The organism is Streptomyces sp. NBC_01549 (assembly GCF_026339955.1).
GTDB lineage: Bacteria > Actinomycetota > Actinomycetes > Streptomycetales > Streptomycetaceae > Streptomyces.
Map to the genome: position 1 here is coordinate 1,050,037 of NZ_JAPEPW010000002.1, position 22,269 is coordinate 1,072,305.

Below are 22,269 nucleotides of genomic sequence, written 5' to 3' on the forward strand. Positions count from 1 at the left end.
AACTCCCCTGGGAAGAGGGCAAGTTCACACCGCGTCAGGCATCAGCATACGTAGCCCGCGAACGGTCCGACGAACGGCCACCGCCCCCTTGATGTGGCCGCGTCCGCCGTGTCTTATAGGTACAGACCAATCCCGTCGAGGGAAGGCAGGCCTGTGCGACGCGTTTTCCTTGCGTTGATCTGCGGCTCGCTGCTCGTCCTCACCGCGTGCGGTGGAGGCGCGGGAAACAACACCGGGGACGAGGGGCTGCCACCGGCCCCGATGGGGGTCACCGCGGCGGCGGGCAGCGCGACCACCGTGCACGTCATGTGGAATGCCGTCTCCGGGGACGTGAAGGTCACCGGGTACGAGGTATACCGCGGCGCCACCAGGGTCGAGCGGGTGCCCGGCGACGAGCACATGCTGGACGTCACCAGACTGACCCCTTCCACGGCCTACGTCTTCACGGTCCGGGCCCTGGACGCCGACGGGAACCCCGGACCACCCAGCGAGCCGGTGCGCGCCACCACACCGGTCGAGGTCGCCGCCGACCGTACGCCTCCGACCCGCCCCGGACGGCCGCACGGCAGGGCCGTCGCAAGCCGGGCGGCCCAACTGGACTGGTCGGCGTCGACGGATGCCCGGGGCGTGGTCTCGTACGACATCTACCAGGGCGGCTCGAAGATCCACAGCGTGGGCGGCGGACAGACGGCGACCGTCGTCACCGGGCTGCGGCCGGGCACCGCGTACACCTTCACCGTGCGGGCCCACGACGCGGCGGACAACCTCTCCCCCGCGAGCGCCGCCGTCCGGCTCACCACCGCGCCGGGCGCGGACGACGGCCACGGCACCGCGCCGACCGAGTTCCGCGCGAGCTCCCACCGCACGGACGGGGCGTACTACCTCGATCTGTCCTGGCTTCCGCCGCGGACGGACGGAGTGATCACCGAGTACCGGATCGACCTGGACGGCCGACAGGCGACCTCGCTCGTCTGGGGCGGCACACCGCCCAGCGGCAGGGCCACGTACAGCTTCTACGTGGGACGGGACACCGGGGTCGCCTACCGGGTGCGGATCAGGGCGAAGCTGCCGGACGGCACCTGGGGCGGGTTCTCGGCGGAGCGGACGGTGACGACGGGATCCGCCGAGGGTGGGGATGCGGGCACCCGGAAATAGGTGAACCGTAGGCTCACCTCTGTGACCCATGGCGAACCCGATGCCTCGACGGCTTCCCTGGACATCTCCCTGCTGCGCACCTTCCTCGCCGTGCACCGCGCGGGGTCGTTCACGGCGGCCGCGCGGCTGCTCGGCCTGTCCCAGCCGACGGTGACGACACAGATGCGCTCACTGGAGGAACAGCTGGGGCGGGAGCTGTTCGAACGACAGCCCCGGGGTGTCCTGCCCACGTCGGTGGCGGACGGACTCGCCGCCGAGGTCGCGGCGCCCCTGGACGCGCTCGCGGCGGTCGCGGACCGCCGCGGGGCGGGCGCCGACCAGCCACCGGACCCGGTGCAGCTGGCGGGCCCGGCCGAGCTGCTGTGCACACGCGTCCTGCCCGCGCTGGCACCACTGACCGCACAAGGCGTACGTCTGCGGGTCACTCCCGGCCTCACCGACGACCTGCTGGACGGACTGCGCGGCGGCCGCCCGGCGCTACTGGCGGCATGTGTTCGGCGTACGGCTGACCGGCCAGGCCTCGATCACGGTGCCCGACCTGCGGGGCGTGCTGGCCGCGGTGGTCGCGGGCGCGGGGATCAGCGTGCTCCCCCGCTATCTGTGCCTGGACGCACTGGCCTCCGGCGCCCTGGTGCCTCTGCTGTCCCCCGAGGAACCCCCCATCAACACCGGGTACCTCACCCAGCGGCCGGGCGCGTCGGACAACCCGCACGTGGCGGTGGTCCGGGAGCGGCTGCTCCAGGCGGGCCGCACATGGTGAGGGACCGGTGCGACCACACGGAGAAGATCGCCCGCTGAGCGAGGGGATCCTCCGCCGGACGAACGAATTCTTCACCTGCCCGGTCCCCGCCCGCGTGCGCCCCGAGCCCAAGGCGCATTGGCTCTCCCTGAGGCAGCACGGGCCTTTCCAATCCTCGGCGGCGCATGGGATGTACCGCCAACCGTGCCGCTGGAGGGCAGTCCTATGCGTACTTCTCAGATATCCATCCGCTCCGGCCTGACCGTGGCCGCCGTCGCTGCGCTTCCGCTCACCCTGACCGCTCCGTCGGCCGCCGCCTTCGGTTCGGGGATCTCGGTGAGCACGAGCGGGTCCAGCGTCTCGGTCACCACCAATTCCTGCCCGAGCAACGGCAGCAGTTTCGGCAACTCCTCGCTGCTCCCCAGTGGGCAGGTGAACTTCTCCCAAGGACGCCAGATGCCGTTGTCCGGGACCAGCGCCAGTCAGTCGTCGGTCTGGTCCAACGTCAGCCCCGGCACCTATACCGTCATCGTGGTCTGCCAGGACGGGACGACGGCCGGCACGCAGTCCATCATCGTCTCGAGCAGCGCGGTCCCGAAGGTCTCCACGACCCCCAGGATCTCCTCGACCGCCACGGCCTCCTCGCCGTCGCGCGGCGTGCTGGGCGGTTTCGGCGGGGCCACCAAGAACTACCGGACCGCCACGCTGGTGGGCGGCGGTGTGCTGGTGACTTCCGGCGTCGTGGCGACGGCCTGGTTCCTGCGCCGCCGAGCCAAACCCCACCGGCTCTGATCCCGGGGCCCGTCACACCGGCGGCCGTCCGGCTCCCGTCGAGGGGACGGCCGACTCCGGTCGAGTCGAGGGGACGGCCCCTATTCGCGGACGTCTTCAGGCCCGGCTCCAGGCACGTCTTCAGGCCCGGCTCCAGGCACGGCTCCGGGTGCGGGCGGCTGCTCGTCGAGGTGCTCGAACTCGTACAGCGCATGCGACAGCCACTGGGTCCAGAAGGTCTCCAGGTCGATCCCGGCCCGCAGCACCAGGTGTCGCAGCCGGTCCTGGGGAGTGTCCTTGCCGGGCGGGAAGTCGCGCTTCTGGATCTCCTCGTATTCGCTCAACTGCCGTTGGTGCAGGTCGAGATGGCGGCGCAGGTCCGTCTCGATGCCCGCGGTACCGACGACGGCGGAAGCGCGCAGCCGCAGCAGCATCACATCGCGCAAGGGCTTCGGCTCCTGGGACACGGAGGTCCAGCGGGCCAGTTCGTCGCGGCCCGCCGGCAGCACCTCGTAGCTCTTCTTCTGTCCCCGGGCCGGCTGCTCGGACGGCAGGGCGCGGATGTACCCCTCGGACTCCAGTCTTCCCAGCTCGCGATAGATCTGCTGATGCGTGGCCGACCAGAAGTAGCCGATCGACCTGTCGAACCTCCGGGTCAGTTCGAGGCCCGACGAGGGCTTCTCGAGCAGGGCGGTGAGGATCGCGTGCGGGAGTGACATGGGGTCATCCTAGGGACGCCGGGCCGAGGCCCCGGGCACAATCGCTCCGGCCGCGACTCCCCCGGTCACAGCGCCGCCGCAAGCTCCGTGCCCTGCTTGATGGCGCGCTTGGCGTCCAGCTCGGCGGCCACGTCGGCACCGCCGATGAGGTGCACGCTGCGACCCGCCGCGGACAGCTCCTCGTACAGGTCGCGGCGCGGCTCCTGGCCGGTGCACAGCACGACGGTGTCGACCTCGAGGACCTGGCTGTGGCCCTCGACGGTGACGTGCAGTCCGGCGTCGTCGATCCGGTCGTAGTGGACGCCCGGGACCATGGTGACGCCCCGGTGCTTGAGTTCGGTGCGGTGGATCCAGCCGGTGGTCTTGCCCAGCCCGGCGCCGACCTTGGAGGCCTTGCGCTGGAGGAGGTGGACCGTGCGGGGCGGGGCGGGGCGCTCGGGTGCGGCGAGGCCGCCGGGTGCCTGGTAGTCCATGTCGACGCCCCAGTGGCGGAAGTACGTCGCCGGGTCCTCACTCGCCTTGTCGCCGCCGTCGGTCAGGTACTCGGCGACGTCGAAGCCGATGCCGCCGGCACCGAGGATCGCGACCCGGTCGCCGACGGGGGCGCCGTCGCGCAGGACGTCGAGGTAGCCGACGACGCTGGGGTGGTCCACGCCGGGGATCTCGGGGGTGCGCGGGCTGACGCCGGTGGCGACCACGACCTCGTCGTAGGCGCTGACGTCCTCGGCGGCGACGCGTGTCTTCAACCGGACGTCCACGCGGTGCAGTTCGAGCTGGGTGCGGAAGTAGCGGATCGTCTCGTCGAACTCCTGCTTGCCGGGGACCTTGCGGGCCACGTTGAGCTGGCCGCCGATCTCGTTCGCGGCGTCGAAGAGGGTGACGTCGTGGCCGCGCTCGGCCGCGGAGACCGCGCAGGCCAGGCCGGCGGGGCCGGCGCCGACCACGGCGACGCGCTTGCGCAGCCGGGTCGGTGCGAGGACGAGCTCCGTCTCGTGGCAGGCGCGCGGGTTGACCAGGCAGGAGGTGATCTTCCCGCTGAAGGTGTGGTCGAGGCAGGCCTGGTTGCAGCCGATGCAGGTGTTGATGGCCTCCGGCCGCCCGGCCGCCGCCTTGGCGACGAAGTCGGGGTCCGCGAGCATCGGGCGGGCCAGCGACACCATGTCCGCGTGGCCGTCGGCGAGCAACTGCTCAGCGAGTTCCGGGGTGTTGATGCGGTTGGTGGTCACCAGGGGGATCGAGACCGCGCCCATGACCTTCTTGGTCACCCAGGTGTAGGCGCCGCGCGGCACGGAGGTCGCGATGGTGGGGATGCGGGCCTCGTGCCAGCCGATGCCGGTGTTGATGATCGTCGCTCCGGCCGCCTCGACGGCCTGGGCGAGCGTGATCACCTCGTCCAGGGAGGAGCCGCCCGGCACCAGGTCCAGCATGGAGAGCCGGTAGATGATGATGAAGTTCTCGCCGACGGCCTCGCGCACGCGTCGCACGATCTCGACGGGGAAGCGCATGCGGTTCTCGTACGAGCCGCCCCAGCGGTCCTCGCGCCGGTTGGTCTGGGCGGCGATGAACTCGTTGATCAGATAGCCCTCGGAGCCCATGATCTCGACACCGTCGTATCCGGCCCGCTGCGCGAGCTCGGCGGCACGGGCGTAGTCGTCGATGGTCCGCTCGACCTCTGCGTCGGTGAGCGCGTGCGGCGGGAAGGGGCTGATCGGGGCCTGCAGGGCGCTCGGGGCGACCAGGTCCTGGTGGTAGGCGTAGCGCCCGAAGTGCAGGATCTGCATCGCGATCTTCCCGCCCTCGCGGTGCACCGCGGCGGTGATCTCCGTGTGCTGCTCGGCCTCCGCCTCGGTGGTCAGCTTCGCGCCGCCCTCGTACGGCCGTCCAGCGTCGTTGGGCGCGATGCCGCCGGTGACGATGAGACCGACGCCGCCGCGGGCCCGGGTCGCGTAGAACTCCGCCATGCGCTCGAAGCCGCGCTCGGCCTCCTCCAGGCCCACGTGCATGGAGCCCATGAGCACGCGGTTGGGCAGCGTGGTGAAGCCCAGGTCGAGCGGGTTCATCAGGTGCGGGTAACGGCTCATCGGGCCCTCCGTACGCGGTGTCGTGTGTCTGTTGTAGACGACGGACAACGCCTTATGCAACTAGTTGCACAATGACGGAGGTCACTCACCGACGGGCGTGCCCGGGTACTGGCCGGACCCGCCTCGTGGGTCAGGCCGCCCGGGGCCTGGTGCCGATCACCACGTTCGCGTACAGCTCGTCGGAGACGGCCAGCGTGGCGGTCAGACCGCCGCGGGCGAAGGCCTCGACGGCCGCGGAGGCCTGGTGCTCGCTGGTCTCGACCAGGAGACAGCCGCCCGGGGCCAGCCAGCGGGCCGCCTCGGCGGTCACGCGGCGCAGGATGTCGAGCCCGTCCGCGCCGCCGTCGAGGGCGACGAGCGGTTCATGGTCGCGGGCTTCCGGGGGCAGCAGGCCGACCTCATGGGTGGGCACGTACGGCACGTTCGCGGTGAGGACGTCGACGCGGCCTCGCAGGGTGTCGGGCAGGGCCCCGAACAGGTCGCCCTGATGGACGTGGCCGCCGAAGGGTGCGACGTTGCGGCGCGCGCAGCGCACGGCGGCCGGATCGATGTCCGCGGCGTGCAGTTCGGGCCCGCCGAGGTCGGCGGCCAGCGCGGCGCCCACCGCGCCGGAGCCGCAGCACAGGTCCACGACGAGGGAGGCGCCGCGGGCGAGGGCCACGGCCTGGTCGACCAAGAACTCGGTGCGGCGGCGGGGTACGAAGACGCCCGGCTCGACGACGATGCGCAGGCCGTGGAACCCGGCCCAGCCGAGGACGTGTTCGAGGGGAAGTCCCGAGACGCGCCGGTCCACCATGGCGGCGACCTCGTCCGGGGTGCCGGCGGTGGAGAGGATCAACTCCGCCTCGTCCTCGGCGAAGACACAGCCTGCGGAGCGGAGCGCGGCGACAACGGAATCGGTGAGAGGGGGCATGAGAGCCGAGAAGCCTTTCGGTGGACCGAAGGGCGCTCTCGCGGTCACCTACAGGCGGCGATCCGCGTGGTCCTGAGGTGAGAGCACCCGACCTGACACAGCGGTAATGGGTCTCACCTCCTCCGCAACTCCCGGGCCGGGATGGTCCGCAGCCAGGACGGTCACCTTACAGGAAGGGCCGGACGGCGATGGAGCCCTCCCTCCCCTCCGCCGGCCGCGTGCCTCCCCTCCGCCGGCCGCGTGGCACGGAGTTGTACTATGCAACTAGAACTGGAAGGAGCTCCCGTGGAAGCAGCCGACGTGTCCGTCGAGACCATCCAGCGCGAGATGACGGCCTTCGCCCGCCGCGCCCGGGCCTCGGCGGGGCGTATGCATCCGGAGCTTTCCCTGGTCTCGTACACCCTGCTGAGTCATCTGGAGGAGAGCGGCGGCTGTCGTGCCACCGATCTCGCGGCGCACTACGCGTTGGACAAGTCCACGGTGAGCCGGCAGGTGGCGGCGCTGGAGCGGGCCGGGCTCATCGAACGCCGAGTCGACCCGGAGGACCACCGGGTGCAGGTGCTGGAGCTGACGGAGGCGGGCACCCGGATCCTCGCCCAGGTCACCGAGAGCCGCCGGATCGCGTTCCGTGAGCGGCTCTCGGACTGGCCGGCGGCGGACCTGGAGCGGTTCGCCGCCTATCTGGTGCGTTACAACGCGGCGGCGGCCGGGGCACCGCCCGCCGGACAGTCCCCCGGCGGCTGAGGCCTCACCGGCGGGGGCTTGCCGTCAACGGACCCCCACGGCCTGCCCGTCCGCCAGGTGCTCCGGAACCCGTGCCGCCATGAAGCGGGTGCTGCGGCGCAGCCTGAAGCCCAGGGACTCGTAGAGCCGGATGGCGTTGGTGTTGCTCGCCGCGGTGTGCAGGAAGGGGGTCTCGCCGCGTTCGCGGATGCCGTGCGCCACGGCCAGGATCAGGCGGGAGGCGAGCCCCTCACCGCGGAAGTCCGGGTCGGTGCAGACCGCGCTGATCTCGGTCCAGCCCGGCGGGTGCAGCCGCTCCCCCGCCATGGCGATCAGCGCGCCGCCGCGCCGGATGCCGAGATAGGTGCCGAGCTCGACGGTGCGCGGCAGGAAGGGGCCGGGCCTGGTGCGTTCGACCAGGTCCAGCATCTCCGGGACGTCGGCGGGGCCGAGCCGCACGGCTTCCGCGTCCGGCGCCGCGGCGAGTCCGTCGTCGACGAGCTGGACGCCGTCCAGGCTGAAGGTCACCTCCCAGCCTTCCGGGGTCGGCCCGTTGAAGCCGGCCAGCGGAGCATCACCGCCGGGGCCGACGAGAACGGCGAGGTCCGCCCAGTCGTCGTCGGTCGGGTGGTCGGGCAGGGCCAGCCACGGCGACACGTCCACTGGATAGCGCAGGACGCTGCCCCGGCGTTCGGCGAAGTGGGCGTGCGGGCCGGTCAGCGAGGCGAGGGCCGGATTGTCCAGCGGGTGCCTGGCGCCGGCCGGCGGACGGGGGCTCGTGAGGCGACGGTCGCTCATCGGGCGACCTCGATCACGATCTTGCCGCGGACGTGGCCGTCCTCGACCGTGCGCAGCGCCTCGGCGGCCCGGTCGAGGGGGAAGGTCCGCGTCACGAAGGGCCTGAGCTCGCCGTCGACCACCAGGCGCGCCACCTCGTCGAGGACGGCGGCGGTGCGGGCGCGTTCGACGGGCCCTCCCCCGAGCCGGGCGACCGTCTCCCGGTCGGCACCGGTGATCAGCTTCGCGGGGTCGTCCAACAGCGTCGCCGCGGCTTCCAGCACCTCGCCCCCGACCAGGTCGAACACGGCGTCCACCCCGTCCGGCGCGGCGGCCCGCACCCGCTCGGCCAGATCCGGCCCCGACGGGACGTGCACGGCCCCGAGCTCCTCGACGAAGTCCTTCTTGCCCTCGCTCGCGACACCGATCACGGTGAGCCCGAGGGCGCGCGCGATCTGTGTGGCCGCGACGCCGACGCCACCGCCCGCACCGGTGATCAGCACGGTCGCGCCGGAGGGCAGGGCGAGCTGGTGGATCCCGTCGTACGCGGTCGCCGCGGCGACGGGCAGGGCCGCCGCGTCCGTGAAGGAGAGCTCGGCGGGCTTGTGGGCGGTGATCGCGGTCGGAAGCAGGGCGTACTCGGCGTACCCACCGGCCACCGGGTTGCCGAAGACCTCGTCCCCCACGGTGAACCCGGTCACGTCGGGACCGAGCTCCTCGACGACTCCCGCGACCTCGTTGCCGAGGACGGCGGGCAGCTCGCGTGCCCCGACGCCGGGGCGGGCGTATCCCGTCCGCTGCTTCCAGTCGACGGGGTTCACACCCGCCGCACGGACCGCCACGAGTACCTGGCCGGGACCGGGGCTCGGCCGGTCCTGCTCCACCAGGGCCTCGGTCTCCGGTCCGCCGTACCGGGTGAAGACGTACGCCTTGGGCATCTGCTTCCTCACTCTCCTCCGCCGTCACCACCACGGGCGGCACTATCGGCAAGGAAGATCACGGCGCGGCTATTCCCGGGCCTCGGGAGAGTTCATACGGCCGCAATGATCGGAATCCCGCCCGGGCGCGGAGCACGGCCCGCGGCCACGTACGGTTGAACCTCCACGTACGGTTGAACGCGTACGCACCGATCACGCTCGACCCGCGGGCCGCCGCACCCGACGGCCTGGAGGCACCACCGCCATGAACGTCACCCGAGCCTTCACCGGCCGCCCCCGCGTCGACAACGCCGGACTGCCACCAGGCCAGTACGACGCGGGCGACGACTGGCCCGTCCTGTCCGCCGAGGTCACCCCCGACCTGGCGCCGGCCGACTGGACCTTCCGGGTCGACGGGCTGGTGGCCCAGCCGCGTACCTGGACCTGGGAGCAGGCGCACGCGCTGCCCGCCTCGGCGTACGAGGGCGACATCCACTGTGTGACGAGCTGGTCGAAGTTCGGGGTGCGCTTCGGGGGTGTCTCCCTGGACGCGTTCCTGGACTTCGTGCGCCCCGACTCGAGCGCCACCCACGTGGTCGCCTACTCGCACACCGGATACACCACGAACCTCCCGCTCGCCGACGTCACCGGCGGCCGTGCCTGGATCGCCTGGGAGTACGGGGGGAAGCCGCTGCCCGCCGAGCACGGTGGTCCGGCTCGGCTGATCGTGCCGCACCTGTACTTCTGGAAGAGCGCCAAGTGGATCGCGGGCCTCAGGCTCCTCGACCACGACGAGCCCGGCTTCTGGGAGCAGAACGGCTACCACGCACGTGGCAACCCCTGGGAAGAGCAGCGCTACTCCGGTGACTGAGACGATGACCGACACGTTCGTACCGCCCACCCGGTTCGCCGTGCCCGGGCGGATCGCGGTGAGCAACCGGGCCGCCGCCACCTGGCAGACCGCCACGCTCACCGAGATCCGCCGGGAGACACCGGGCGCCGCCACGTTCCGGTTCGCGGTGCCGCGGTGGGTGGGGCATCTGCCCGGGCAGCACCTGATGCTGCGGCTGACCGCCGAGGACGGGTATGTGGCGCAGCGCCACTACTCCCTCGCGTCGCCGCCCGACGACACCGGACACATCGAGTTGACCCTCGACCACGTCGAGGACGGCGAGGTCTCCGGCTGGTTCCACACGGTGGCGAAGCCGGGCGACTCGGTCGAGGTGCGCGGCCCGCTCAGCGGGTTCTTCGCCTGGCCCGGCGACCGGCCCGCGCTGCTCGTCGGCGCCGGCTCCGGTGTCGTACCGCTGATGTCGATGCTGCGCCACCACCGCGCCCGCGCGCTGGACGTGCCGCTGCGGCTGCTCGTCTCCGCGCGCAGCCCGGAAGAGCTCATCTACGCGCGGGAGTACGGCGCCGAGACCACGCCCGTCTTCACCCGCACCGCCCCCGAGGGGGTGGCCGTGGGACGGCTGACGGCCGCGCATCTGGCGCCGCTGCTGGCCGAGCGGCCGCCCGGTGGGTGGGAGGCCTATGTGTGCGGCTCCAACGGGTTCGCGGAGCACGCCTCGCGGCTGCTGGTGGAGGCCGGGCAGCCGGTGGACCGCATTCGTATCGAACGCTTCGGCTGAGACGGCCTCTCGAGTCGAACCGCTGCGAGCGCTTCGCTCCTCTTCGGGGGGCTCTCGTGCGGTGCCGTCAGTCGTACCGTCAGACCTGCGGTCAGTCGAGCGGAACGACCGCCACCGGACAGCCGGCGTGCCGGATCAGCGACCGTGCGGCGCGGCCCGGGCCCCGGCCCGTCCGGCGCCCGACGACCAGCAGACCGGCCCGCGCGGACGCCTCCAGGAGACGGGGACCGATCTCACCGTCGACGCGGTGCTCACGGACCCTGGTCGCGGGGAACGTGTGCCGCCACGACTGCAATGTGCCGACCGGCACGGTCGCCGAGTGCACCACGTGCAGCGGCGCCGAGCGGACGGCGGCCGTGTCGAAGGCGTAGCCGATCAGGTCGTCCGCCGCGGCGTCCGGATCGAGTCCGAGGACCACCGGCAGATACGGGGCCGTACTCGGCGGTGAGCCGTCGACGACGGGCATCCGTTCGTCCTCGGGCAGTTCGCCCGCGCGCACCAGCACGACCGGGCGCTCGGCGCGGGCCGACACACCGAGGGCGACCGAGCCGACCGGGAACCCCGCGCTCCCCGTACGGCCGCGTGAGCCGAGGACCAGCGTCTGCGCCTCGATGGCCGCCGCGAGCAGCGCCGGGACCGCCGGTGTCGCGGTGCGGCGGGCGATGATGTCCAACGCCGGGTGGGCGTAGGAGAGTCGGATGGCGGCCCGGTCGAGTTCGGTACGGGTGCGCCCGGCGGGAACGTCGGCGTCGGGGACGCGGCCGCGAACGGCCCCTTCGGTTCCCGCGTGCAGCAGCCGCAAGGGAAGCCGGCGGCGCTGCGCCTCGCGCGCGGCCCAGTCGGCCGCGTCCAGGCTGGGCCGCGAGCCGTCGATGCCCACGGTGATCGTGCGCATGTCGGTGTTCATGGCTCCTGCCTTTCCTGAGGGTGCGACCGCGGGCAACTGCCCCTTGTGCCGGGGTCGGTTACGCGCCAGTGCGCGTCGAGTGCTGCTGGATGGGCACAGGTCATGGTGGCTCCTGTTCGCTGCGCGGAGTGGTTCGCGGGTTCCACAGGAGGCGCGGATCAGTCAGGCCGGGTGAGCCGAATCGTCCCGGCACGGGGGTCCGTTCGGCCCTCTGCGGGCAAGGCCGCAGAGGCGAGGAGGTGAAGATGCGTACCCGGGTGCGCGGTTGGCGCTGACGCCGCAATCCGCTGCGCCGCCGCTCGGACGTCGTCGAGGCGTGGACGGTACTGGCCGTCGCGGTGCTGTTGTTCGTCGGTGCTCCGCTGGCCGGAGCCGCTGTGGGGTGGTGGAGGTACGACAACGCCCAGGCACGGGCGGCGGCACAGCGGGCCGAGCGGCATCGGGTGAGCGCGCTGCTTGTCGAGACCGCGCCCGCCGCGGTGCCCTCGCCGCAGGGTGCCAGGCCGCCCACGTTCCGGGTGAAGGTGCGCTGGACCGAGCCGGGCAAGGGGTCTCGGACCGGTGAGGCGCTGGTCCCCGCGGGCGGGCAGCGCGGCGACCGCGTCGACGTCTGGCTGGACGCGCACGGCCGGAACGTCGGGCCGCCGGTGAGCGCCGGCGCGATCTGGCAACACGCGCTGACGACGTGCGCGTCGACCGCGGCGGGGGTCGTGGCCGTCGTAGTCGCCTGGTACCTGACCGTACGGCGGATCACCGCGCGTCGCCGTCTGGCCGAGTGGGAGCGGGACTGGGCGCATACGGGGCCGGAGTGGCGACGGCACACGGCTTGATGTGAGGACCGCCCGTCCTTCGCTCCTTTTCGCGCACCCCGTACTGCCGTCCGTCGGCGGACGCGCCTACGGTGTCGACAGCGGCCGGTGCGCCATCGACACGGAAAGGACGCCATGCCCACGCTGTACAACCTGTGCGAGGAGCCCGACTTCTGTCTCCGATTCGTCGACGGGGGTCCGACGACCGACCGCGCGGTCGATTCCATACGGGCCCTGTCCTTGGCCGCGACCGCGGGCGGCTCACTGGGTGACGTCCGGGACACGCTGGTGGTAATCGGTGACTTCTGGGATTCCGGGCGGACGTCCGTGCACGAGGAGGTCGGGCCGTTGCTGCGTGAGCTGTCCCGTCGGCGGGCCGCCGGTCTCGCCGTGGTGGTGCAGGAGCACGGCGCGCAGGCCGTTCCGGTGGTGATCCGCAGCTCGGCCGTCCGCCTCGGCGTGCCGCTGCTCACCACGACGAAGGCGCTGCGCGACTGGCAGGAACTGATACCGCGGCTGCGCGAGTACCGCTACCGGCAGGCCGAATGGCACGCCGATCAGCTCACCGCGCTGCTGAACCGGCTTCCGGACCGGTTCGCCGGCCTGGACACGGACGCGGACGCGATGCAGCGGATCGTGGACTGGCTGGCGGCCGCCGTGGACGCGGATGTGGTGGTCGGTGATCCCCTGCGCGGCGCACTGGCCGCGGCACCCGATGCCCTCACCCGGCGGTCCCCTCGCACCACCTCCCCACAGACACGGTCGTTCCCCCTGAGCGCCGCCGGATCCGGCGCGGTGCTGTCGGTGACCGCCCGCCGTCCGCTCGACGACGTACGCACCGAGCTGCTGGAGCACGCGGCCAAGGCGCTGGGCCTCGTCGACCGGGCCCGGATGCGCGACCAACTGACCGAGACCCGGCGCGAGGTGCAGCTGAGCGTCCTGCAACTGCTGATGGTAGGTGAGGAGGTGGCCGCCCAGCGCGTGCTGGCCGGCCTCGCGCCGGGACTGCTGGCGACCGAGTCGGTACGTGTCCATGTGATCGACTGCGCGCGGGAGGACCGAGAGGTGGCGCTCCGGCGGGCGGAGGACGCACTCGCCGGACGCGCGCTGCTGGCACGGTGCCCGGTGTTCAACCACCTGATCGTGGTCGATCCGCTGCGGACGGACGAGGACGCTCCACGCAGCGTGTGGCACGCGCTCGGAGAGGTGGTCGCCACCCTGCCCGGGCACTGCATGGGCGGCAGCGAGGTGTACGCGCTGAGCAGTGTGGCGGACGCCTACACGCAGGCGGCCGGCACCCTGGTGACGGCGCGCCGGACACCCGGCCGGGTGGCACGCGCCGAACAGCGTGCCGACCTCATGGACGTCCTGCCGCCGGCCACGGCCCGACGGTGGGCGGGCACCCTGCTGCGCCCGGTGCTCACCCTTCCGGCCGGGCAGCGCGAACAGCTCGTACGGACGCTGGAGTTGGGGCTCGAGTATCCACACACGGCCGTCGGCCGTCTGCTCGGCATCCACCGCAACACGGTGACGCACCGCATCAGCAAGGGCTTCGATCTGCTCGGCCTCGACCGCGGCCAGGTGCTGAACCGGGTGGTGGTCTCGACGGCGCTCCAGGTCGTCGTGAAGTACGGCCATGACGCGCACTCGGCCGACCCGGCGGCCGACTTCACGGCGATGGTGTCCGCTCCGGAGGTCCGCGCCTGGGCCGACTCGTTCCTCGAGCCGCTGCGGGCCGACCGCCGCGACCTGCTGCGCACGCTCAGGGTCTGGCTGGAGAACGACACCCACACCGGGCGGACGGCCGCGGCGCTGGACCTTGCGCCGGTGACGGTCCGCAGTCATCTGCGGGCCGCCGCGCCGCTGATCCAACGCGACCTGCCGGTGAGCCCGGACGAGACGGAGGTGCTCGACGGGAACGAGCACGAACAGGCGCTCAGCGGTGTACGCCCGGTGGCGTTCGCGCTGCACGCCAGCACCGGCCGTCCCTCCCTGCCGCACGCCTGAGCCCGCCCCTTCCCCGCCGCACGCCTGAGCCCGCCCTCTCACCGGTGCCGGACTGTGCACCGGTAAGGGTCGCGCCCGCCCTCTTGTGCACCGGAACGGCTCCGGTCCGCCCCGGCGGTGCGTCCGGCGGGCCGACTGTGCACGCGTGACATGGCACGCCCGGACGGCGCTTCCTAGCGTGGCGCTCGCCCGCCCGACGCCACGTCCGGGCCGGCGCGAAGGAGGTCGCCGTGAACATCAACCGCTGGTCGCGCAAGAGCGAGGACGACCGGGTCCGGCCCCGTGACACCGGATGGCCCGTGGCCCGGGCCCAAGGCCCCGGTGACTGACCGAGGGGAGGTCTGGCGGCCCTCCGGCGTCACACGTACGGTGTGATCATCCGCACTCGTGACGTCAAAAGGTGGTCCTTCATGGCCCAGTTCGACCTCCCCCTCGACGAACTTCGCGAATACCGCAGCGCGTCCGCCGAGCCCGAGGGCTTCGACACCTTCTGGGCCAAGACCCTGCAAGAGGCGCGGGAGCATGATCTCGACGCGCGCTTCGAACCCGTTCAGACGCCCCTGAAGACCGTCAAGGTGTACGACGTGACGTTCGCCGGGTTCGGCGGGCACCCGATCAAGGGCTGGCTCACGCTGCCCGCCTGGGCGAACTCTCCCCTGCCCACGGTCGTCGAGTTCGTCGGATACGGCGGCGGGCGCGGCCTCTCGCACACGCATCTGCTGTGGGCCTCGGCCGGCTTCGCGCACTTCGTGATGGACACCCGTGGACAGGGCAGCGGCTGGGGCGGCGGCGAGACCCCGGACCCGGTGGGCAGCGCGCCCTCGTACCCCGGTTACATGACCCGGGGCATCGACGCGCCCGAGAACTACTACTACCGCCGCGTGTTCACGGACGGCGTGCGGGCGGTGGAGGCGGCCCGCTCGCATCCGCTGGTCGACGCGGAGCGCGTGGCGGCCGTCGGCGGCAGTCAGGGCGGCGGGATCACCATCGCGGTGGGCGGTCTGGTCCCCGACCTGGCCGCGATCGCGCCCGACGTGCCGTTCCTGTGCGACTTCCCGCGCGCGACGACGCTCACCGACCGGCACCCGTACCGGGAGATCGGCAACTACCTCAAGACCTACCGCGGCCGCACCGAGGACGTGCTGCGCACGCTGTCCTACTTCGACGGAGTGCACTTCGCGGCGCGCGGCCGCGCGCCGGCCCTCTTCTCGGTCGCGCTGGAGGACCAGACCTGCCCGCCCTCCACGATCTTCGCGGCCTTCAACGCGTGGGACCACGAGGACAAGAAGATCGAGGTCTACGACTTCAACGACCACGAGGGCGGCGGCACCTACCAGGAGGCGGCCAAGCTGGACTGGCTGCCCGCGTATCTCTGACGCGGCCGGAACGTCGGACCGGCCGTGGTGACCCGCGACCACTCGAACGTCTTCGCGGGTCACCAGGAGCCGACCGGTCCGCTGTTCCTGGCGTGACGGCCGGTGCTCAGCCCGCCGTCCCGCGCGGTACGACCGTCGACAGGACGGCGGGCAGGGGGTACCAGTCCGCCGAGACCACGCTGGCGTGCTGTCGGGCGAGGAGGGTGACGCGGTCGAGGGCCTCGGCCTGGGTGGGATTGGTGCCGTCGATGGCCGGGGGCACGTTCTGGCCGTCGGTCATGACGACGAGGTAGTGGCGGTCGTCGTACCAGGCGGTGTCGATGGTGCCGTTCGCGTAGGTGGCGGCGTCGCCGTCGAAGATCACGAACCAGGGGCGGATGGTCGGGTCCGTGTAGCGGGTGCGCGGGTCGCCCGTCGCCGCGTTGTGCACGGCGGGGAAGGCGGCCGCCTCGCGCAGGCGCCCGGCCGCGGCGAGGTCGCGGAGGTAGGTGGCGTACTCGCGGTCGGTCCAGAGCGAGTCGAAAGGGTTGCCCTCCTCGACGGTGCCGGGGATCAGCTCGACCATGAACTTGCCGGCGAGGGCCGAGCGGGCGGGCCAGCCGTCGGCGCGTACGGCCGAGTCGAGGTCGGTGTGGGAGCCGACGACGTCGGAGGGGCGCAGCAGGGCGTCGCCGAGCTTCGCGGTGAGCAGGGCATCCAGTTGGGCGGGGCCGCGGCCAGCGTTGGCCGCGAAGCCGTCCTTCATCTCGATCTTCAGCTGGATCGGCCGGTGGCCCGGGTGCGCGTCGTGCCAGGCCTTGATGTCGGAGAGGCAGCCCGCCAGGTCGCGGTTGGTGGACTTGGTGCGCAGCTCCGAGGCGTTCGCCGCGTTCTCGCAGTTGTTGTCGTTGCCGATCGGGTTGCTGTGCGAGACACGCCAGGAGGCGCCGAACACATTGGTCCACACGTCGAGTTCGAGCATGCCGGCGCCGGAGTCCAACGCGTCGGCGAAGTAGGTGTACTTCGCCTTGTCGTAGGAGTTGTGGACGCCGACCCAGGTGCTGGCGGAGTACGAGAGGTCCGCGGCGGTGGCGCCGGGGGCCGTGGTCAGGGCGAGGGCTCCCGCCATCGCCACCGCGATCCCGGTACGCGTCAACACCCTCACATGTCTGTGCATGCTCCCCTGCCTCCTGCGTCTCGGTGGTCAACCGACGTGCAGCGTAGGGGTGTTGGGTGACATCCGGAAGATGGGGCGGTAAAGGAACGACGAGCGGCCGCGACACACGCGAAGACGGATGCCGTCACATCACTTCCACCCAGTCCGACCAGTCGGTATGTTCGGGGCCGGAATCCCTACGGATGACGGAGGTCCCATGACCCGGCCCGCGCCACTTGTTCACGGCCACTGCGACGCCCGCTTCGCGGCGGTGCGCACCGCGTTCGAGGAGAACTTCCAGGGCCGCGACGAGCTCGGCGCGGCCGTGGCCGTCACGCTCGGCGGTGAGACGGTGGTCGACCTGTGGGGCGGTTGGGCCGACGCGGCGCGCACCCGGCCCTGGGAGCGCGAGACGCTGGTCAACGTCTGGTCGACGTCCAAGGGCCCGACCTCGCTGTGCGCGCACATCCTGGCCGATCGCGGGCTGCTCGACCTCGACGCCCCGGTGGCCGCGTACTGGCCGGAGTTCGCGGCGGCGGGCAAGGAGTCCGTGCTCGTACGGCATCTGCTGTCGCACCGCGCGGGGCTGGCCGGGCTGCGCGAGCCGCACGACCTGGACCAGCTGTGCGACTGGGAGCTGACCGTCGAGCGGCTGGCGGCGCAGGAGCCCTGGTGGGAGCCGGGGACCCGGTCCGGGTACCACGCGCTCACCTTCGGCCATCTGGTGGGAGAGGTGGTGCGGCGGGTCTCTGGACTCCGGCCGGGCGCGTTCCTGGAGCGGGAGGTGACCGGGCCGCTCGGGATCGACTTCACCATCGGACTGCCGGAGAAGGAGGCCGGCCGGGCGGCCGAGCTGGTGCATCCGCCGGTCACGTCGAGCAGTGAACAGGCCGCGATCTTCGCCCAGTTGGCGCCGGCGGCGGTGGCCGCCCTCGCCAACCCGCCGGTCGGCGCCGCCGAGGCCAACACGGCCCGGTGGCGGGCCGCCGAGATACCGGCGGCGAACGGCCACGGCACGGCCCGGGCGGTCGCGGCGCTGTACGGGATCTTCGCCGGGCGCGGGTCGTACGGTTCCCGTCAGGTGCTCTCCCCGGAGGCCGCCGAGCGGGTGCGCGAGGGGCAGGGCAGCTGCCGGGACCTGGTGCTGGGCGCCGGGTTCGCGCACGAGACGGAGACCGGTCTCGGGCTGTGGCTGAGTGGACCCAATGGCTCGTACGGCCCCAACCCGAGGGCTTTCGGACACGACGGCTTCGGCGGGTCCTGTGGTCTCGCCGACCCGGAGTCGGGCCTCTCCCTGGGTTACGTCATGAACCGGATGGGCCCTCACATCGCCGACGATCCAAGGAAGATGGCGCTTGTGGACGCCCTGTACAGCGCGCTCTGAGCGCGCTTTCGACGCCCGGTGGGTGCGGGCTGAAACCGGCCGAACCGTCCGACCGCTCTTCCCTCGTGGTTTAGACCAATGCTAGATCTAGTGGCGCACAGAGCCCGCATGGCTACGTTTTGTCACCACGATCACCCGCTCATCACGGTCACCTCGCAGGAGGCGCGGACATGGCCCGCACCACCGGTCCAACCAGTACCCACCCGTCCGACCAGGAGCCCCGTTACGCGCGGATCGCCGCACAATTGCTCGGCGATCTGCGCGACGGGACCGTTCAGCCCGGTGAACGACTTCCGGGAGAAAGGGAGTTGGCCACGCGCTTCGGCGTCAGCCGCGAGACGGTACGCCAGGCGTTGCAGCGGCTGCGGCGCGACGGCCTCGTCTCCACCGACCGGCGTGGCAGCCACGCCACCCTGCCCGGCACCACGGCCGAGCACATCCCCTCACTCGACTTCCCCGTAGGCGCGCACACCGCCGAGCCCTGCGCCGTCCACCGCGCCAGCGTCACCTGGGAGGCTCCCCCGCCGGAGCACGCCGAGGCGCTGGGGCTCGCGCCGACCCGGCCGACCCTCGTCCATCGCTACGAGTCGGCCGCGGCGGACGGCAGCGGACTGCGTACGGCCTTCACCTCGTTCTCCGCCGTCGCCGTGACCGAGGTCGAGGAGCTCGCCCGCTATCGCGACCGCGCGGACGGCTCCGCGTCGGCGCAGCTGCGGCGGGCGTACGACTGGATGCGCAAGGCCGGGCTGACCCTGCACCACCGGGACGCGATCACCAGGCTCCCGCAGTCCGTGCGGGTCACCCGGCGCGTGCACGACCAGTACGACCGCCCCCTGGAGATCACCGAACTGGTGGTGGAGGCCCAACAGGACGCCCTGGTCTACGAGTTCACACTGCCGGCGGCCGGGTGACTCCGGTCCTGGGACTGGCGGCTGTCGGCGCGGACGGCAACAGCGCGGGTCAGTCGGAACCGGAAGCGGCGGAGGGGGCGCCGCCGCTTCGGGCGGCCACGACCATCCGGCAGCGCGGGCTGCCGTCACGCCGCCACCCGAACTCGGGCAGCGTCTGGAGCTCCACCTCGAACCCCGCCCGCGTCAGCTCCCGCTGTACGTCGCCGAGCCGGAAGGCCCGGTAGTACATGACGAACGGTGGCCGCCAGACGGCGTTGCGCACCCGCATCCCCGCGTCGAAGCCCAGCAGGGCCCAGTACCAGGGCGAGCTCGGGCGGGGCGGGGCCGTGATGGGGAACGCGAAGCGCCCGCCCGGTCGCAGGACGGAGTGGACCTGGGCGAACAGGCCCGGCAGCTCGCGCGGCAGGAAGTGCCCGAACGCGCCGAAGCTGACGACGAGGTCGAAGACGGGACCGAAGGGCAGGGCCCGCGCGTCACCCCGTACCCATGCGAGGTGTGGCGGCGTCCCCTGGTCCACGCCCTCGTACGATCCCGGGCCCGCCTCCGCCCACGCGCCGGGCCACGGGCGCGTTCGGCCGCCGGGGCGCGCACCCCCCGGCGCGTCCGCATCCGTACGCTTCGATCCCCCCGTACCCGCCCGCTCCCGCCCCACGGCCAGCATCCCCGCGCTGATGTCGATCCCGGTGACACTCCCCCGGCACAGTCCGCTCAGCACCTCCATGCCCGCGCCGGTGCCGCAGCACAGGTCGAGACCGTGGTCGAACGGGCCGATGGGGCCCAGTGCACGGGCCACGGCGTCGAGGACCGAGTCCGGGGTCCGGAACGGCGTGTGGTCGAACTTGGGTGCGAGCAGGTCATAGCCGTGCTCGACGGAGGACAGTGCCTGCGCGACCAGTTCGCGGAGAGTGGGACCTTGCGGGGTGAACATCACCCTCAGCTTAGGGGCAGCGCGCGCCCCGGGCGTCGGTCTAGGGTCCCGTTCATGACTTCGTTCCGTCCCGCCCCCGCCTGGCTGGCCGACGCCGTCTTCTACCAGATCTATCCGCAGTCCTTCGCCGACTCCAACGGCGACGGCATCGGCGACTTCAACGGGATCGCCGAGCGTCTCGACCACCTCGCGTGGCTGGGCGTGAACACCGTGTGGCTGAACCCGTGCTTCGCCTCACCGTTCCGCGACGCCGGGTACGACGTCTGCGACTACCTGGCCGTCGCACCCCGCTACGGCTCCCTGGACGACCTGGCCAAGCTGGTCGACGAGGCGGGCCGGCGCGGCATCCGGGTCCTGCTGGATCTCGTGGCCGGTCACACCTCCGACGAGCACCCATGGTTCAAGGCCGCCGCGAACGATCCGGCCGACGACCGGTACATCTGGGCGTCCGAGGGCCGGCCCGACGGCTTCGTCCCCTCCCCCGGCACCCGCCCCGGCGCGTACCTTCCGAACTTCTTCGCCTTCCAGCCCGCCCTCAACTTCGGCTACGCGCGGTCGGATCCGGCCGAGCCCTGGCGCCGGCCGGTCGACGCGGACGGACCGCGCGCCAACCGGGCGGCGCTGCGCACGATCATGGACCACTGGCTGGGTCTCGGCCTGTCCGGCTTCCGTGTCGACATGGCCGCGTCGCTCGTCAAGGACGACGCGGACAAGACGGAAACCGCCGAGGTCTGGAGCGAGTTGCGCCACTGGCTGGACGCCACGCATCCGGACGCGGTGCTGCTCTCGGAGTGGGGCGAACCGGAGGTGTCCGTCCCTGCGGGCTTCCACGCGGACTTCTTCCTGCAGTTCGGCGGCCCCACCGACGGCCTCGCCCTGCGCTCGCTGTGGAGCAACGACGAGGGGACGGTCAACGAGAGCTGGGACCCGCTCGACTGCTTCTTCGACCGAAGCGGCCGGGGTTCGCCGCGCCCCTTCCTCAAAGCCTGGGAGAAGGCGTCCAGCGCGCTCGGCGCGAGCGGTTTCATCTCCCTCCCCACGGCCAACCACGACTTCTCCCGCCTCAACTGCGGCCCGCGCACGCCCGAGCAACTGCCCGCCGCCTTCGCGTTCCAGCTCACCTGGCCGACGCTCCCGGCGATCTACTACGGCGACGAGATCGGCATGCGCTACCTTCCGGGCCTGCCCGACAAGGAGGGCAGCGTCCTCGGCCCCCGCTACAACCGCGCGGGCTCCCGCACGCCGATGCAGTGGGACGAGGGCCCAAACGCCGGTTTCTCCACCGCCGCACCGGACCGTCTCTACCTCCCCGTCGACCCGTCCCCCACCCGCCCGACCGTCGCCGCCCAACACGCCGACGAGGCCTCGCTCCTCCACCTCGTACGCCGCCTCATCACCCTCCGCACCCACATCCCGGAACTCGGCTCCCGGGGCTCGGTGGAGGTGCTGCACGCCGGCCATCCGTTCGTGTACCTGCGCGGCGGAAGGTACCTCGTGGTCATCAACCCGAAGGAGCAGAAGGCGAGTTGCACCTACGACGGTGCCCGCGCAGGGGCGCCCCTGGAGGCCGACGGGGTCATGGTGAGCGGCTCCACGATCACCGCCGAGGGATTCGGGTACGGGATCCTCGACCTCGGCACCGACCGCCAGCACCTGTCCGGCCCTAGGACCTGGACTCGTCCAGGAACGCGCACACCGCCTCCGTGAACGCCTGAGGCGCCGCGCTGTGGATGAGGTGTCCGACGGGGATCGTGACGACTCGCCCGCCGGGGACACGGCGGGCGAGTTCGGCGATGCCGTCCTGGGGCACATGGCTGCCGGGGCCGCCGGCCAGCACGAGTGTGTCGGCGGTGATCCTGCTCAGCCCCTCGAGCCACGCCGGGTCGGGCGTGTCGATCTGCCTTCTGATGGCCGACACCATGTCCCAGTCGAAGGTGAGCTCGCCGTCCGGCCTGGTCGGGGTGGTCTTCTCGCGGGGCCGTGGAACCGGTACGTCCTCCAGGACGAGCCGGCCCACCCGCTCCGGTCGCTCCTGCGCGAGCAGATAGGCCACGACCCCGCCCATGGAGTGACCGATCAGGTCCACCGTGCCGAGTCCCAGCACGTCGAGGAACCGGAGCACGTCGGCACGCATGAGTTCGAGCGAGTACTCCCCCGGCCAGTCGCTCCGTCCGTGGCCGCGCAGATCGAGGGCGTACACCCGTCGTCCGCGGACGAGGGCGGGCATCACCTCGGCCCAGTCGGTGCTGTCCTCGCCGAGCGCGTGCAACAGGACGAGCGGCGGAGCGGACTCCTGACCCCACACCTGGCAGACGAGCCGGACCCCTCCCACATCCACCGTAAGACGATCAACCATGCGGGAGAGGATATGCGTCGGTCATCGCCC

The 22,269-nt window shown here is 72.1% G+C and carries 20 protein-coding genes and 1 pseudogene; 12 read left to right on the top strand and 9 right to left on the bottom strand.

Annotation, left to right across the window (positions count from 1 at the left end; genetic code table 11):
• Positions 1 to 153: 153 nt before the first annotated feature.
• The 3 genes and pseudogenes from OG819_RS39565 (at position 154) to OG819_RS39575 (ending at position 2,686) form a co-directional block, all read left to right on the top strand.
• Positions 154 to 1,155, top strand: a complete 1,002-nt coding sequence (locus tag OG819_RS39565; RefSeq protein ID WP_266632688.1) for a fibronectin type III domain-containing protein — start codon at positions 154 to 156, stop codon at positions 1,153 to 1,155.
• A gap of 57 nt (positions 1,156 to 1,212) precedes the next feature.
• Positions 1,213 to 1,915: pseudogene (locus OG819_RS39570) on the top strand (LysR family transcriptional regulator).
• A 204-nt stretch (positions 1,916 to 2,119) separates the two neighbouring features.
• On the top strand, positions 2,120 to 2,686 hold the full coding sequence (locus OG819_RS39575) for a hypothetical protein (protein WP_266632684.1): 567 nt from the start codon (positions 2,120 to 2,122) through the stop codon (positions 2,684 to 2,686).
• A gap of 80 nt (positions 2,687 to 2,766) precedes the next feature.
• Here the strand turns inward: OG819_RS39575 and OG819_RS39580 are convergent, their stop codons facing one another.
• The 3 genes from OG819_RS39580 to OG819_RS39590 all read right to left on the bottom strand — a co-directional run bounded on the left by OG819_RS39580 (position 2,767) and on the right by OG819_RS39590 (position 6,378).
• Positions 2,767 to 3,384 (bottom strand): PadR family transcriptional regulator, encoded by a 618-nt coding sequence (locus tag OG819_RS39580; protein ID WP_266653927.1) that lies wholly within the window; start codon positions 3,382 to 3,384, stop codon positions 2,767 to 2,769.
• A gap of 65 nt (positions 3,385 to 3,449) precedes the next feature.
• Positions 3,450 to 5,465, bottom strand: coding sequence for an FAD-dependent oxidoreductase (locus OG819_RS39585; protein ID WP_266632680.1), 2,016 nt, complete (start codon positions 5,463 to 5,465; stop codon positions 3,450 to 3,452).
• 130 nt (positions 5,466 to 5,595) lie between these two features.
• A complete protein-coding gene (locus OG819_RS39590; protein WP_266632678.1) occupies positions 5,596 to 6,378 on the bottom strand; it encodes a putative protein N(5)-glutamine methyltransferase in 783 nt (260 codons plus the stop codon).
• A 285-nt stretch (positions 6,379 to 6,663) separates the two neighbouring features.
• Between OG819_RS39590 and OG819_RS39595 the strand changes: the two genes are divergently transcribed.
• Positions 6,664 to 7,122: a MarR family winged helix-turn-helix transcriptional regulator gene (locus tag OG819_RS39595; protein ID WP_266632676.1), complete on the top strand. Its 459-nt coding sequence runs from the start codon at positions 6,664 to 6,666 to the stop codon at positions 7,120 to 7,122.
• 24 nt (positions 7,123 to 7,146) lie between these two features.
• Here OG819_RS39595 and OG819_RS39600 read toward each other — a convergent pair whose 3' ends face one another.
• Both OG819_RS39600 and OG819_RS39605 read right to left on the bottom strand, forming a co-directional pair.
• Entirely contained in the window at positions 7,147 to 7,899 is a 753-nt protein-coding gene (locus OG819_RS39600) for a GNAT family N-acetyltransferase (protein ID WP_266632674.1), read from the bottom strand.
• The gene (locus tag OG819_RS39605; protein ID WP_266632672.1) at positions 7,896 to 8,816 is read right to left on the bottom strand and encodes an NADP-dependent oxidoreductase; all 921 of its coding nucleotides are present in this window, start codon (positions 8,814 to 8,816) and stop codon (positions 7,896 to 7,898) included. Before OG819_RS39605 ends, OG819_RS39600 begins: the two co-directional genes overlap by 4 nt.
• A 244-nt stretch (positions 8,817 to 9,060) precedes the next feature.
• Between OG819_RS39605 and OG819_RS39610 the strand changes: the two genes are divergently transcribed.
• Together OG819_RS39610 and OG819_RS39615 are read left to right on the top strand one after the other, a co-directional pair.
• Positions 9,061 to 9,666, top strand: a complete 606-nt coding sequence (locus tag OG819_RS39610; RefSeq protein WP_266632670.1) for a sulfite oxidase-like oxidoreductase — start codon at positions 9,061 to 9,063, stop codon at positions 9,664 to 9,666.
• 4 nt (positions 9,667 to 9,670) lie between these two features.
• The gene (locus tag OG819_RS39615; protein WP_266635009.1) at positions 9,671 to 10,426 is read left to right on the top strand and encodes a ferredoxin reductase; all 756 of its coding nucleotides are present in this window, start codon (positions 9,671 to 9,673) and stop codon (positions 10,424 to 10,426) included.
• A 91-nt stretch (positions 10,427 to 10,517) separates the two neighbouring features.
• Here OG819_RS39615 and OG819_RS39620 read toward each other — a convergent pair whose 3' ends face one another.
• Positions 10,518 to 11,333 (bottom strand): universal stress protein, encoded by an 816-nt coding sequence (locus OG819_RS39620; protein WP_266632668.1) that lies wholly within the window; start codon positions 11,331 to 11,333, stop codon positions 10,518 to 10,520.
• A gap of 338 nt (positions 11,334 to 11,671) precedes the next feature.
• Here OG819_RS39620 and OG819_RS39625 point away from each other — a divergent pair, with 338 nt between their 5' ends.
• From OG819_RS39625 to OG819_RS39635, 3 genes are all read left to right on the top strand, one after another.
• Positions 11,672 to 12,163, top strand: coding sequence for a hypothetical protein (locus tag OG819_RS39625; protein WP_323139409.1), 492 nt, complete (start codon positions 11,672 to 11,674; stop codon positions 12,161 to 12,163).
• 114 nt (positions 12,164 to 12,277) lie between these two features.
• Positions 12,278 to 14,149, top strand: coding sequence for a helix-turn-helix domain-containing protein (locus tag OG819_RS39630; protein WP_266632664.1), 1,872 nt, complete (start codon positions 12,278 to 12,280; stop codon positions 14,147 to 14,149).
• Between the two features lie 410 nt (positions 14,150 to 14,559).
• Entirely contained in the window at positions 14,560 to 15,525 is a 966-nt protein-coding gene (locus OG819_RS39635) for an acetylxylan esterase (RefSeq protein WP_266632662.1), read from the top strand.
• 106 nt (positions 15,526 to 15,631) lie between these two features.
• Here the strand turns inward: OG819_RS39635 and OG819_RS39640 are convergent, their stop codons facing one another.
• Positions 15,632 to 16,633 (bottom strand): phosphatidylinositol-specific phospholipase C domain-containing protein, encoded by a 1,002-nt coding sequence (locus OG819_RS39640; protein ID WP_266655503.1) that lies wholly within the window; start codon positions 16,631 to 16,633, stop codon positions 15,632 to 15,634.
• Between the two features lie 244 nt (positions 16,634 to 16,877).
• Here OG819_RS39640 and OG819_RS39645 point away from each other — a divergent pair, with 244 nt between their 5' ends.
• Together OG819_RS39645 and OG819_RS39650 are read left to right on the top strand one after the other, a co-directional pair.
• Positions 16,878 to 18,044 carry a serine hydrolase gene (locus OG819_RS39645; RefSeq protein WP_266632660.1) on the top strand — a complete coding sequence of 389 codons (1,167 nt, stop codon included), beginning with the start codon at positions 16,878 to 16,880 and terminating at the stop codon, positions 18,042 to 18,044.
• Positions 18,045 to 18,214: 170 nt separating this feature from the next.
• Positions 18,215 to 18,955 (top strand): GntR family transcriptional regulator, encoded by a 741-nt coding sequence (locus OG819_RS39650; RefSeq protein WP_266653929.1) that lies wholly within the window; start codon positions 18,215 to 18,217, stop codon positions 18,953 to 18,955.
• A gap of 49 nt (positions 18,956 to 19,004) precedes the next feature.
• Here OG819_RS39650 and OG819_RS39655 read toward each other — a convergent pair whose 3' ends face one another.
• Positions 19,005 to 19,883 (bottom strand): class I SAM-dependent methyltransferase, encoded by an 879-nt coding sequence (locus OG819_RS39655; protein WP_266653931.1) that lies wholly within the window; start codon positions 19,881 to 19,883, stop codon positions 19,005 to 19,007.
• A gap of 54 nt (positions 19,884 to 19,937) precedes the next feature.
• Between OG819_RS39655 and OG819_RS39660 the strand changes: the two genes are divergently transcribed.
• Positions 19,938 to 21,590, top strand: coding sequence for an alpha-amylase family glycosyl hydrolase (locus OG819_RS39660; RefSeq protein ID WP_266653944.1), 1,653 nt, complete (start codon positions 19,938 to 19,940; stop codon positions 21,588 to 21,590).
• Here the strand turns inward: OG819_RS39660 and OG819_RS39665 are convergent.
• Entirely contained in the window at positions 21,547 to 22,239 is a 693-nt protein-coding gene (locus tag OG819_RS39665; RefSeq protein ID WP_266653945.1) for an alpha/beta fold hydrolase, read from the bottom strand. The two genes, OG819_RS39660 and OG819_RS39665, sit on opposite strands and share 44 nt — an antisense overlap.
• Between the last annotated feature and the right edge of the window lie 30 nt (positions 22,240 to 22,269).